This is a genomic window from Halomonas sp. AOP7-E1-9, from assembly GCF_052376035.1.
Lineage (GTDB): Bacteria > Pseudomonadota > Gammaproteobacteria > Pseudomonadales > Halomonadaceae > Vreelandella > Vreelandella citrativorans.
In genome coordinates this window covers 216,431-228,559 of the sequence record NZ_JBQSVC010000001.1, presented here as the reverse complement: position 1 = coordinate 228,559, position 12,129 = coordinate 216,431, and the positions used below count along the sequence as shown (strand labels likewise).

Sequence of the window (12,129 nt, the reverse complement as noted above, 5' to 3'; positions counted from 1 at the left end):
TGGCGTCGCCGCTGCTTCCATCGCGCTGCAAGCGTATGCTTACCGGGCGTCCAGATAGGCCTGTGTGAAGTCGGCATCGAAGCGCAGCTGTACATTGGTCTCGTTACCAAAGATACCGCTGGGCGTTTCTATGCCAATGATGTCGGCACTTGGCGCCATTTCGCCCAGCAGCCCATGCTTAAAACTGAATTCGGCGACACGCTCCATGTTCTCGAGAAGCTCGGGGCTTTCCATCAATGCGATTGCCTCGGCCGGGTCGGTATACAGGTGGGTGGCCGCTAGCTGATCGCGATAGCCTTCGATATCGGTGCCCGCCGCATCGGCCATGATGCTAAGTGCCCGCTCGTCGTCAGCTTCGATTAGTCCCATCACTTCGTACCAGGCGCCGACCAGGGCGTGGCCTAGAGCAGGGTAATTCGTCAGTGTTTGGGTATTGACGACCATCAAGTCGAGAATCTCGCCGGGGATTTCCGCAGAGGTATACACCACGTTGGCGTCGGGCATCTCTTCGATCGCGCCCAACTGAGGATTCCAGGCCGCGACGGCTTCGGTCATATCGCTGGCGAACACGCCCACGATATCAGCATCCGACGTATTCACGGTTTCGATATCGCGCTCTGTCAGACCAACGCTTTCAAGCGCGCGGGCGAGGAAATAGTGCGAGACGCTGAACTGGACCAGATTGACCTGGCGCCCCTCGATGTCGGCCAGTTCGTTACTGCCTTTCAGGACGATACCGTCGTTACCGTTGGAGTAGTCGTTGACGATCAGTGCGGTGGAGTCCACGCCACTAGCGGCGGGAATCGTCAATGCGTCCATGTTGGTCATGGCACAGCCGTCCACGTTGCCAGAGGTGAATTGGTTGATCGATTCAACGTAGTCATTGACCTGGATGACATCGATAGTGATGTCGTACTCATCCGCCCATTTGTCGACGATACCCTCTACATCGGCATAGGCCCAAGGCATCCAGCCTGCGTAGATGGACCAGCAGACGCTGAAGGAGTCTCTTTCCTGTGCTTGGGCAGTAGAGGGTGCGGTCGAGACAAGGGCCGTCGTTAGCAGGGCAGCAGAGAGTGGTGCTAGGAACAGACGATTTGTGGTCGTGAGGTTGGAACGGATCATTAGAGCCTCCAGCGGCTAAGAAAATACTCGGGGGCATCGGCGCATCACTGTGCCTTATCCTCCCGGGCTTTTGTCCCGCCGTGTAACCTTGTACTTGCAAGGTCGATCGCTCTCGGACCAGCCACAACCATCAGGGGCATATCATTGATGGTGTCGGAACCCTAGCGATCTATTGGAAACTCGATTGTGTGGCAGCTATTAACGGCCAATACCCCGTATTGAACAATTATCTACAGAGCAAAATATCGGCCGGATGATATTAATTTATTTAAATTCAAATACTTAAGTTATATTTCAGTTATAAGCGTTGTTCTTGCTACCCTAGGCGTGCATTTATTTGGTGCGTTGCAAGTAATGGTGCGCTTTTGTTGGGCATGAAAAGACATGTAGGGGATATTACGGTTCATCAACTAAAGGGCACGGATTGGCATTTCTATATAAAAACGCGCCGCAAGCTCAATTAGCTTCGTACAGGCGCGCCCGCATATTGCATTAAAGAAGGAGCTTGTCGCGCCTGAAAGTTCACACGGTGAGGCTCATTGAGTTTTAATAGCGCAGAATTTCGACAATGCGGCGCGTGTTGGTGATCTCGTCAATAGGATCATCCTCTAACACCAGAAACTGCGCCCGGGCGCCTTCATTGATACGGCCAAGATCATCAATGCCCAGCATGTCCGCGCTCATCGAGGTGGCGGATGCAAGCACCGCGAGCGGCTCCATACCGGCCTCTACCATTAGCTCAAGTTCGCGATGCTCTGCAATGCCGGGTACGCGCAGGGCAGTGGCACCCGAGTCGGTACCCATCACGATACGAATGCCGCCGTGCTGGGCGACACGCGCGAGGTTCGCCATGTTCATGGCCACAGCGTCACGTGCGTCTTGGGTATCGGCCAGTGCCTGTGCGCGCCACTGCCCGTCCTTGATCTGCTCGCGAAGCTCATCGCTGAACCCTTGAGCTAAGAAGTTATCCTCCAGCCACTCCGGGTGTTCGGCGTAAATGTACTCCGCCTCATCAATACCGATAGTGGGGATGTACCAGACGTTCTGCTCGGCCATCTGCTCCAATAGCGCGTCATCAATCTTTTTATCGCGGATACCGTGGGCGAGGATGTCGATACCTGCGTCAAGCGCTGCCTGGGCGTCCTCGGCATCATGAACATGCGCGGCGATCTTGAGGCCCTGCTTGTGCGCCTCTTCAGCAGCGGCGGTGTAGATCTCCGGCGCCATCTTCGGAGCGCTACCATCCATATCGTCGATCCATACCTTGATCATATCGACACCGGCTTCGGCCATTTCCTGAAGGGCCTTGCGGGTTTGTTCGGGTGTGCTGGGGCGAAGTACCTGACCATCAAGAACGCTCATGGCATCCGCTGGTGGGGCGCCGTCAGATACACCGATGCCTGGGCCAGCCCCGTACAAATCTGCTCCTTCGGTGTCGGGCCCACGTAACGTTTCGCGCAATTCATAGAAGAGCGTTGGGTTCATGCCCAAGGCATTTACCGCCGAGATGCCGAAGTCAGCAAACTAGTTCAGATCGCGGGTGACCGTCTCCCGAGAGTAGTGCTCCCCTCCGTGCTCCAGGCCCTGTACGGTGCCCGCATGGCTATGCCCGGCGATCAGCTCGGGCATGATGAAGTGTTTAGTGTGGTCGACTTGGGTGGCGCCCTCGGGGCCCTCAATGTCAGACTGCGGTCCCACAGCCACCATGCGTCCGTCATTTACCACAATGCGGGCATTCTGGATTACCTCTCGACCATCGAATGCTTTTCCGGCGTCGATCACGTAATCCTGAGCCAAGGCGGGTAGCGCGGCCACTGCACAGGCAAGGCCTGCTGTGAAGGGTAAGCTGAAAGGATTCATACGTTCTCCCGGGCTGATGCGTTTGAGTTGTGGGTTTCAGTGTAGATAACCTGACTCATTCGGCGAGAAGCACCCTGATGTTTGCCTTATCTCAAAGCGGCGTTTTGCTCGCCTCTCCCGGTGCTTCACGCACTAGGCGGGGCATCAGGAAGCCGGGCAGGTGCTCGCGAAGCTGTGTCACAAGAGTACGCGCCTCTTCATCCGGCACATCAAAATGTGCCGCGCCCTGGACCGGATCGAGCACGTGCAGGTAGTAGGGCAGCACGCCGGCTTCGAAAAGGCGCTCGGATAGGGTGGCAAGCGTATTTACATCATCGTTAACGCCGCGCAGCAGTACGCTTTGATTAAGCAGCGTGGCACCGGCCTGTTTTAATCGAATGCAGGCCTCAACGACCGCTTGATCTATCTCGTTGGCATGATTGATATGCAGTACCACGACTTTTTGCAGCCGAGTGTTACCCAGCCAGGCAAGTAGCGCGTCATCGATACGATCAGGAATTACCACGGGAAGGCGTGTGTGAATGCGCAGCCGTTTAAGATGAGGGATTTTTTCCAGCTCGCCGACTAGCCAGGCTAGCTGACGGTCGTTGGCGGCCAGCGGGTCGCCGCCGGAAAGAATGGCTTCATGAATGGTGGGGCTGCTACGCAGGTAATCAAGCGCATCTTGCCACTGGGCCCGGGAAGGTGAATTATCGCTGTAGGGAAAGTGGCGGCGAAAACAGTAGCGGCAGTTAATTGCGCAGTTTGGGCTTGCGATTAATAGCACCCGACCGGCGTATTTGTGAATCAACCCTTTGGCGGGGCGATGATCGGCCTCTTCAAGAGGGTCAAGCACGTAACCACTCGGTGTGAGCGCTTCGTCGCTGACGGGCAGCACTTGGCGCAGCAGCGGGTCGGACGTATCGCCGTAAGCGATGCGTGACAAATAGGCCTCGGGCACGCAGGTTTCAAACAGCGTATGCCCGGTATGTGCGCCAGAGAGCCATTCGCTCTTTAGTCCAAGCCGCTTGCAAAGCTCATGCGGGTCGCGAACGGCGTTGGAAAGCTGCTGTTGCCACGTGGGGCTTGAGGTTTCGTTGAATCGCTCGTGATTATCCGAGGCAACGATCATAATGTTCTCCTGCAAAAAAGCCCTCCTTCGGGTTATCATGCGCGCACTTATTTGACGATGCTACCCACGCTGCGGCGACGTAGGCTGGCCTGCATCGCTTACTGTAATAGCTAACTGAAATAGATCACAGAGAGGCAACATGGCTAACTATTCTACCAATGAATTCAAAGGCGGTTTAAAAGTAATGCTCGACGGTGATCCTTGCTCGATCGTTGAGAACGAATTGGTCAAGCCCGGCAAGGGCCAAGCGTTTAACCGCGTTAAGCTGCGTAATCTGATGACCGGCCGTGTAGGCGAGCGTACTTTTAAGTCGGGTGATTCACTGGAAGGTGCAGATGTCATGGACCTGGAGATGGAGTATCTCTACACCGACGGTGACATGTGGCACTTTATGAAAACGGACGGCTCTTTTGAGCAGTATGCTGTAGAAAAGAAAGCGCTGGGCGATACCATCAAATGGCTCAAAGAGCAGGTGCCTTATACGCTTACACTGTGGAACGACAAGGCAATTTCGGTGACGCCGCCCAACTTCATTGAGCTTGAAGTGGTCGAGACTGACCCGGGTCTGAAAGGCGATACGGCGCAGGGCGGCTCTAAGCCTGCAACGCTCTCTTCAGGTGCTGTTGTTCGTGTACCTCTGTTTATCAACCAGGGCGAGGTGTTAAAAATCGATACGCGCTCCGGCGAGTACGTTTCTCGTGCTTGATAAGTACGTTTTTAAGCTAAGTGTTAAGTGAGTAGTTAAGTGAGTAGTTAAGTGCTTAGCCAAGTGGATAAAGCGGCAGGCTTTATTACGCACTTGGCTGCATTTGTACTACATTAGGGCCACGCATTTGCGTGGCTTTATTTTATTCAAGGAGCGGTGATGGCCATTGATTGGCGACCAAATGCGCAAATTGAAACGCTGCGCGAGCGAGCACGTCTGCTTTCAAAAGTGCGAGCATTTTTTTCCCAACGTGACGTACTGGAAGTTGAAACGCCTGTGCTTGGGCAGGGCGGAAGTACCGATGTGCACCTGGTGTCACTTGCGACTCAAGCGCGCACTGATAAAGGCCAGCGGCGGTTATGGCTGCAAACCTCACCTGAATTTCATATGAAGCGTTTAGTGGCCGCAGGCAGTGGGCCCATTTTTCAGCTGGCGCGTAGTTTTCGTGATGGTGAAGTGGGCTCGCGTCATAACATTGAATTCACGATGCTTGAATGGTACCGGCCAGGATTTTCGCTTGGCGAACTGATCGACGAGACCGCCACGCTGGTGGCCACGCTGTTACCTGCTTTTGCCGGGCCGGTAATGCACTATCGTTATCGCGAGCTATTTCATACCTATTTGGCTATCGACCCCTTCACAACGTCACTTGATAAGCTACGTGCGCTGGCCGCTGAGCGAGGCCGGATGCCTACCGGGGCGTTGGTGAACGAAGGCCGCGATACCTGCCTCGATCTTTTGATGAGCATGGTGATTGAGCCCACGTTGGGCCAGAACGAATTAAGCGTGGTAACGGACTACCCCGCCAGCCAAGCGGCGCTTGCCCGCCGACACCAGGATGTGGATGGAGAGTGGGTCGCATCACGTTTTGAGCTTTACCTGAACGGTATTGAGCTGGCCAATGGGTATCACGAATTAACTGATGCCACTGAGCAGCGCACGCGCTTTAGTGACGATAACGCTGAACGGCGACGCCTGGGGCTACCCGAGGTCGATGTTGATGAGCGTTTGCTGGCAGCGCTTGAGCATGGCGTGCCCGAATGTGCGGGCGTAGCGCTGGGAGTTGACCGTTTAATTCAATTGGCATTGGGTAAAGCACGCCTTGAAGACGTACTCACCTTTTCGACGCCGAATTGCTAACGCTAAGCGATAGGCGGGGCTGGCGGAAAATCACCGAGGGATTGGCCCATTTGAACCAGGGTTTCTGGTCGATAATCCTCACGCGTTGCTGGATTGCTAAACGTGACCGGCTTGGCAAAACACATTACAACGGTAGAGCCGAGTTTGAATAGCCCCATTTCCTCGCCGCGCTCAAGTGTGATGGTTTTGTCAAAACGTGTGCGTTGAGGCACGCCCGCCAGAGGTGTAACTTGCCCAGACCACACGGTTTCAATGGCGGCAACGACCATCGCGCCGACCAACACCATGGCAAATGGGCCGTGTTCTGAATCAAAAATGCATACCAGGCGTTCGTTGCGTGCAAACAGGTTCGGCACGTAGCTCGCGGTGGCTTTGTTCACTGAGAAAATTCGCCCAGGCACATAAATCATTTCCCGCAGTGTGCCGGTCATGGGCATATGTACACGGTGATAGTCGCGTGGCGAGAGATAAACGGTCGCGAAACTGCCGCCCATAAACTCTTCTGCAAGCGCGGCATCCCCACCCAGTAACGACTGAGCCGAATAGGTATGGCCCTTGGCTTGAACCAGCTGGCCCGCCTGCAAGCGGCCATGGCGCGAAAGCGAGCCATCGGCCGGGCTTAAAATGCCTTTCCCCAGCGGGCGAGCATCCGCTTTTAAAGCGCGGGTAAAGAACGCGTTAAAATTGGCGTACGTCGTTGGGTCCGGCTCAAGTGCCTGGCTCATGTCGACGTTAAACCGCTTGATAAAGGCCTTGATCAGCATGTTTTTCAGCCAAGGCACTTCACTCTGCGCAAACGTGCCGGTCAGACGCGAGATGGCATGATGGGGAAGCGGGTACTGGAGTAACGAGAAAGCTTTTTGAGGTAGCGTCACATTAATTACTTTTAGCAGTGGTTAAACGTCGTGCCAGCCAAGCCGGTTACGTTACTTTTCAATCGGCGTATCGTCGCGGTTGCCCCATTCGCCCCAGGAGCCCGCATAGCCGCGTATATTAAACCCTAGCGCTTTACCCACCAGCCAGGTAAAGCTGCTGCGGTGGTGGCTCTGGCAGTGGGTGGCTACTTCCATATCGGGCGTTAGGCCCATGGCCCCAAGCTCGGTTATAAGCTCGGCGTAGTCGCGAATACGCAGGGCGCGGGTCCGGTCCATGGCGTTTAGCCAATCCATATTGACCGCACCTGGAATGTGGCCAAGATGCTTATTATTGCCTTGCTCGCCGTCATATTCACCCTTGGAGCGCGCATCCCAAACTGCAAACTGCTTGTCACCCAGTTTGGCTTTAATCTCATCACAGGTGATGAGCGCCTGCGGGTTTAAAATTTGTGCATGGTATTCGCTAGGCGAGGGGCGGGTTTGCTCCGTACTTTCGGGCATACCGGCATCACGCCAGGCATGAATGCCGCCATTTAAATAGGAGTAGCGGGTGTGGCCAATCAGCTCCAGCGTCCATAAAAGGCGCGCTGCCCAGCCGCCGCCTTCGTCATCATAGGCTACAACGTGGGTGTCGCGAGTAAGCCCCAATGCGCTGAATAGTTGCGATAAGAAGCCTACATCGGGAACGTCATTGGGCACCGGGCCTTCGCCGCGCATCAGGTAGCGAAAATCCAGATATACTGCGCCCGGCACATGCCCCTGGCGGTAGTTATCCGGATTCACCGGCACATCAATGATCAAAAGCGCTGGTTGATCCAGGTGGCTCTGTAACTGTTCTGGCTCAACGATCAGCGGTAGAAGATTTGACTCTGACGATGGGTGCTCGGTGCTCATGGTTAGCTCCTTTAAAATCAAGCGTCTAAACTATCGAGAATCCGGCGATAGCTGGCAAAACGTTCCGGGTGAATCTTGCCTTCCTCAACCGCTTCAAGTAAAGCGCAGCCTGGCTCCTCCCGGTGACGACAATCACGAAAACGGCAGTAGCCAAGGAAAGGGCGGAACTCGATAAAGCCGTCGGTCACGTCCTGTTCGGTCAAATGAATCAGGCCAAATTCCCGAATGCCGGGAGAGTCGATCAGCTCGCCATCGGTGACTTCATCGCGGTTCATGGTATAGAGCCGTGCGGTAGTCGTGGTGTGCGTGCCCTTACGCGAGTCTTCGGAAAGCGCGCCGATACGCAATGACTCATCGGGCAACAGCAGGTCAATTAGCGATGATTTACCCACGCCGCTTTGGCCCACAAACACTGAGGTGCGACCCTCAAGTTGCTGGCGCAAAGGGGCAAGCCCTTCTTCATTGGCCGTCGTGGTACGCACCACCGGGTAGCCTAGCGCACGGTAGCGCTCTAGTAGCTTGCCAAGCTCGCCGCCATCGTCTGGCAGCAGGTCGATTTTGTTGAGTACCAGAACAGGCGCGATAGCGGTGGCTTCAGCGGCGACCAGATAGCGGTCAATCAAATTAGGGTGCGGCGCCGGCTCAACGGCAAAAACGATTAAAATCTGGTCGATATTGGCGGCGACCGGCTTAAGTTGGCCACGCGCATCAGGGCGCTTGAGCACGCTGTCGCGCTCTTCGCGGGCCACAACAACGCCGGAGCCCTCCTGGCCTGCCCGCCAGATTACTCGGTCACCGGTCACCATGCCGTCCAGATTAGCACGTAGATGGCAGCGTACCGGTGTGCCCTCGGCATTACGTACTTCCAGCGTTCGCCCGAAATGCGCCATCACCCGGCCGGGCTGTTCGGCGCCGTATTCGCCAGCAGCCAGCTTTTCTGCGTCGCGTACATCACGCTTTTCAGCGCGGCTAGCACGCTCTGCCTGGACTTTGTCGACTCGCCACTGCTGCTGGCGGCTTAATTTACGTTTGCTCATGACCACTCGATGCTCGGTACAATAGGGGATAGTGTACCTGTTAACTGACGCCGGGTAACTCGACCCGTTGGCTATCCTGGAGAAAAGCATGAGCAATAGTAACGAACCGCGCAGTGATCTGCTGGTCTGGATCGACCTGGAAATGACCGGCCTTGACCCTGATAAAGAGCGCATTATCGAAGTGGCAACACTCGTTACCGATGCGGATTTAAACGTTGTGGCGGAAGGCCCGGTAATTGCCGTTAAGCAGCCAGATAGTCTGTTGGCACAAATGGATGACTGGAACCAGAAGACCCACGGCGAGTCCGGCTTGGTCGCGCGCGTAAAAGCCAGCCAGAACGATACGGCCAGTGCCGAACAGCAGACACTGGAATTTTTGCGCCAGTACGTGGTGGCAGGCTCGTCGCCCATGTGTGGTAATAGCATCCATCAGGACCGACGCTTTTTGGAGCGTGAGATGCCAGCGCTGTGGCGTTTCTTCCACTACCGTAACCTGGATGTCTCAAGCGTTAAGGAGCTTGCCAAGCGCTGGAACCCGGGCGCGCTGGCAGGCTTTAGCAAGCGCAACGTGCACTTGGCAATGGACGATATCAAAGAGTCGATTGCTGAGCTTGCCCACTACCGCAATACCTTTTTGCGCGTGGCAGGCGGGCAGGACGAAGAAGAGTAAGCCTCGGTTGAACGTTAGCTTGTCGCAATGCGTGCATCGCGCTTGAGGCGCTGTTCATCAAGCGCCCAGGCAACGTGTTCACGTACCAGAGCGCTGGGGTAAGCGCGCCGTGCCCACAGCGCGGCTTCAACCGCCTCGCTCCACGGTGCGTTGCCCAGGCCAATGGCAATATTGCGTAGCCAGCGTTCGTAGCCGATACGTCGAATGGGGCTGCCGGCGGTTTTGTCCAAAAATGCCTCTTCGCTCCAGCCAAACAGGCTGAGCAGGGAGGCGCGGTCCAGGTCGTGGCGGGGGGCAAAATCTTGCTCGTTACTCACGCGGGTGAAGCGTGTGAACGGACATACCAGTTGGCAGTCGTCGCAGCCATATACGCGGTTGCCCATGGCGCGGCGAAACTCAACCGGGATCGCTCCGTGTAGCTCAATCGTTAAATAGGAGATGCACTTGCGCGAATCCACCACTTTGTCGTCAACAATCGCCCCTGTTGGGCAGGCGGTCTGACAAGCATCGCAGCTGCCGCAATGCTCACGCTCGTAGGGCGGGTCAACGGGGAGGGGCAGGTCGGTATAAAGCTCACCCAAAAAGAACAGTGAGCCTGCTTTTGGGTTGAGCAGCATGGCGTTTTTACCGAACCAGCCAAGGCCTGCCTTTTGCGCCAGGGCGCGCTCCATTACCGGGGCAGAATCGACAAAGGCACGGTAGCCAAAAGGACCTACTTCCTGTTCGATTTTTTTACCCAGCTGAGCCAAGCGCTTACGTATTAGCTTGTGGTAGTCACGGCCCAATGCATAGCGTGATACATAGGCTTTTTGCGGCTGCCCCAGCAGCCGAGTCGTTTCAACTTCGGGAGGTAAATAATCCATACGCACGCTGATGATCCGCAGCGTGCCCGGTTCAAGCTCGGCCGGGCGTGTACGTTTGGTGCCGTGCTTGTCCATAAAGCTCATCTCACCGTGATAACCTTTCTCAAGCCATGCGTTGAGATGCTGCTCATGCGTATCGAGCTGCGTATCGGTAATACCTACCTGCTGAAAGCCCAGCTCGCGGCCCCAGATTTTGATGAGGTCAGCAAGATGGGCCAGTTGTTCAGTGGTCATGGTATGGCTTGAAAGTGAAGAAGCAGTGGAACAGGGCATTATCAGTCTACGGTCGAGCATTAGTCGCGCTATGCTAACGCAATTGGTCGCCATCACAACATGCGAAAGGAGATATCGTGTCCACCTTAAGTACTTCCTCGCTGCGCCCGCTATTCAAAGCGGAGCAGGTACGTGAGCTGGACCGCCGTACCATTGCCGGTGGTATCGAAGGGTTTGCCCTAATGCAGCGAGCAGCGTCCAGTGCCTGGCATAGCTTTCGCGCGCGCTGGCCCCATGCGCGTAGCGTAACGGTGTTGTGTGGTGGGGGAAATAACGCTGGCGATGGTCATGTGCTGGCAGCGCTTGCCATTCAGTCAGGGCTTAAAGTGCAGCGTATTACGCTAAAGCCGTTGGATGCTCTGAAAGGTGATGTCGCCAGGGCTGCCGAGCTTGCAACCTCTGCCGGTGTTGCCTGCGAAGCGTGGCACGCCGATTGTGTGTTCTCGGGCGAAGTGATTGTTGATGCTCTGGTCGGTATTGGCCTTACCGGCAAGGTGACAGGGGCAACGCAACAGGCGATTAAGGCAATCAACGCCGCTAAATGTCCCGTGCTGGCGATCGATATACCCTCTGGGTTAGCCGCGGATACGGGCGCGGTCCTTGGTGATGCTGTTCACGCCAATACTACCGTCACATTCATTGGCGACAAGATAGGGCTACATACCGGCGAAGCGCCTGCCTATACGGGGGAGATTGATTTTCGCCCCCTGGGCGTTAAAGCGCAGGCCTTTTTTGATATTCCTCCTTGTGCGTGGCGGCTGGACGAAGGCTGGTTAACAGACGCCTTTGCGCCGCGCTCCCGTACCAGCCATAAAGGCGATATGGGGCATGTGCTGGTCTTGGGCGGTGCTCCGGGGTTTGGTGGTGCAGCGCTGCTGGCTTCCCAAGCGGCGGTACGCTTAGGCGCTGGCAAAGTAAGCCTGGCTACCGCGCCAGAGCACATCAGCGCTAGTTTGATGCGTTGCCCGGAAGTAATGGCGCACGGTGTACGCGGCGGCGCCGATTTAAACGAACTGCCGCAAAAAGCCGATGTAATGGTGGTGGGGCCGGGGATGGGACAGGCCGCTTGGGGGCAGGCTGTGTTGCAGCACGCGCTGGCATCGGGCTCTCCGCTGGTCGTCGATGCCGATGGGCTTAATTTACTCGCCAGCCACTGGCCGAGCGAGCGCCGTGATAACTGGATATTAACGCCGCACCCTGGCGAAGCTGCCCGGCTGCTTGAGTGTAGCGTCACCGATGTGCAGGCTGACCGGCCTGCCGCTGCGCGTGAGCTACAGCGTAGACGAGGAGGCGTTGTTGTTCTAAAAGGCTCGGGGAGCTTGATTGCCGGGCCCGGTGGCTTGGTCGTATGTCCTTACGGAAACCCCGGTATGGCCAGTGGTGGAATGGGTGACGTGCTCAGCGGTATGCTCGGCGCCTTGGTCGCCCAGCGAGCAGAGATAGAGAGTAGCGCCTGGTTAGGCGTTATGGTGCATGCGCTAGCCGCCGACAGCGCCGCACAGGCACAAGGAGAACGTGGCTTGCTGGCAAGTGATCTGGCATCCTATGCGCGAGTATTGATCAACCCGTGAAGGC

12 protein-coding genes and 1 riboswitch are annotated in these 12,129 nt (G+C 56.1%); of the genes, 4 read left to right on the top strand and 8 right to left on the bottom strand.

What is annotated here, in order from left to right; translation table 11 throughout:
* Positions 1 to 39: 39 nt before the first annotated feature.
* The 4 genes from ACT3R4_RS01090 to epmB form a co-directional block, all read right to left on the bottom strand.
* Positions 40 to 1,125, bottom strand: coding sequence for a putative urea ABC transporter substrate-binding protein (locus ACT3R4_RS01090; RefSeq protein ID WP_441677008.1), 1,086 nt, complete (start codon positions 1,123 to 1,125; stop codon positions 40 to 42).
* Positions 1,126 to 1,182: 57 nt separating this feature from the next.
* A riboswitch (guanidine-I (ykkC/yxkD leader) is annotated at positions 1,183 to 1,301 on the bottom strand.
* Between the two features lie 370 nt (positions 1,302 to 1,671).
* Complete coding sequence (locus ACT3R4_RS01085) at positions 1,672 to 2,610, bottom strand: amidohydrolase family protein (RefSeq protein ID WP_441677009.1); 939 nt, start codon at positions 2,608 to 2,610, stop codon at positions 1,672 to 1,674.
* 39 nt (positions 2,611 to 2,649) lie between these two features.
* On the bottom strand, positions 2,650 to 2,985 hold the full coding sequence (locus ACT3R4_RS01080; RefSeq protein ID WP_441677010.1) for a hypothetical protein: 336 nt from the start codon (positions 2,983 to 2,985) through the stop codon (positions 2,650 to 2,652).
* Between the two features lie 91 nt (positions 2,986 to 3,076).
* On the bottom strand, positions 3,077 to 4,096 hold the full coding sequence (gene epmB / locus ACT3R4_RS01075; protein ID WP_441677011.1) for an EF-P beta-lysylation protein EpmB: 1,020 nt from the start codon (positions 4,094 to 4,096) through the stop codon (positions 3,077 to 3,079).
* 139 nt (positions 4,097 to 4,235) lie between these two features.
* Between epmB and efp the strand changes: the two genes are divergently transcribed.
* Complete coding sequence (efp, locus tag ACT3R4_RS01070) at positions 4,236 to 4,802, top strand: elongation factor P (RefSeq protein ID WP_087109509.1); 567 nt, start codon at positions 4,236 to 4,238, stop codon at positions 4,800 to 4,802.
* 159 nt (positions 4,803 to 4,961) lie between these two features.
* A complete protein-coding gene (epmA, locus tag ACT3R4_RS01065; protein ID WP_441677012.1) occupies positions 4,962 to 5,942 on the top strand; it encodes an EF-P lysine aminoacylase EpmA in 981 nt (326 codons plus the stop codon).
* A 2-nt stretch (positions 5,943 to 5,944) separates the two neighbouring features.
* Here epmA and asd read toward each other — a convergent pair whose 3' ends face one another.
* The 3 genes from asd to rsgA are packed head-to-tail and all read right to left on the bottom strand — an operon-like array spanning position 5,945 to position 8,748.
* On the bottom strand, positions 5,945 to 6,817 hold the full coding sequence (gene asd, locus ACT3R4_RS01060; protein ID WP_441677013.1) for an archaetidylserine decarboxylase: 873 nt from the start codon (positions 6,815 to 6,817) through the stop codon (positions 5,945 to 5,947).
* A gap of 51 nt (positions 6,818 to 6,868) precedes the next feature.
* Positions 6,869 to 7,711 (bottom strand): sulfurtransferase, encoded by an 843-nt coding sequence (locus ACT3R4_RS01055; protein WP_192526303.1) that lies wholly within the window; start codon positions 7,709 to 7,711, stop codon positions 6,869 to 6,871.
* Positions 7,712 to 7,728: 17 nt separating this feature from the next.
* Positions 7,729 to 8,748, bottom strand: a complete 1,020-nt coding sequence (gene rsgA, locus ACT3R4_RS01050) for a small ribosomal subunit biogenesis GTPase RsgA (protein WP_172116273.1) — start codon at positions 8,746 to 8,748, stop codon at positions 7,729 to 7,731.
* An 88-nt stretch (positions 8,749 to 8,836) separates the two neighbouring features.
* Between rsgA and orn the strand changes: the two genes are divergently transcribed.
* Complete coding sequence (gene orn, locus ACT3R4_RS01045) at positions 8,837 to 9,418, top strand: oligoribonuclease (RefSeq protein ID WP_172116274.1); 582 nt, start codon at positions 8,837 to 8,839, stop codon at positions 9,416 to 9,418.
* Positions 9,419 to 9,432: 14 nt separating this feature from the next.
* On the opposite strand, the gene queG is transcribed toward orn, so the two are convergent.
* Positions 9,433 to 10,515 (bottom strand): tRNA epoxyqueuosine(34) reductase QueG, encoded by a 1,083-nt coding sequence (gene queG, locus ACT3R4_RS01040; RefSeq protein ID WP_172116275.1) that lies wholly within the window; start codon positions 10,513 to 10,515, stop codon positions 9,433 to 9,435.
* Between the two features lie 116 nt (positions 10,516 to 10,631).
* Between queG and ACT3R4_RS01035 the strand changes: the two genes are divergently transcribed.
* Positions 10,632 to 12,125 carry an NAD(P)H-hydrate dehydratase gene (locus ACT3R4_RS01035; protein WP_172116276.1) on the top strand — a complete coding sequence of 498 codons (1,494 nt, stop codon included), beginning with the start codon at positions 10,632 to 10,634 and terminating at the stop codon, positions 12,123 to 12,125.
* Positions 12,126 to 12,129: the final 4 nt, after the last annotated feature.